The following is a 314-nucleotide window of genomic DNA, read 5'->3' on the forward strand; positions in this document are numbered from 1 at the left end:
ACACGCGTATGACGCGCGCGAACCACTGGCGTGAACGCGTTCTCGACCGTTTCGCCCGAAGTAAAGAATGAAATTGTCGCTGGCGGCGCATTTCGTGTCAATTCGGCCGCCTGAAAAAGTGCCGCGGCTGTCTCTTATACACATCTGACGCTGCCGACGACAACGTTCGGGTGTAGATCTCGGTGGGCGCCGGATCATTAAAGAGGGGGGGGGGGGGGGGGGGGGGGGGGGGGGGGGGGGGGGGGGGGGGGGGGGGGGGGGGGGGGGGGGGGGGGGGGGGGGGGGGGGGGGGGGGGGGGGGGGGGGGGGGGGGG

1 pseudogene is annotated in these 314 nt (G+C 71.7%); it reads right to left on the reverse strand.

The window, feature by feature from the left end:
• Nucleotides 1–125, reverse strand: a pseudogene (locus tag JHD67_RS22540) (4-(cytidine 5'-diphospho)-2-C-methyl-D-erythritol kinase); the annotation flags it as partial.
• Nucleotides 126–314: the final 189 nt, after the last annotated feature.

Origin of the sequence: Dyella sp. ASV21, assembly GCF_016428975.1 — a bacterium.
Taxonomy (GTDB): Bacteria; Pseudomonadota; Gammaproteobacteria; order Xanthomonadales; family Rhodanobacteraceae; genus Dyella.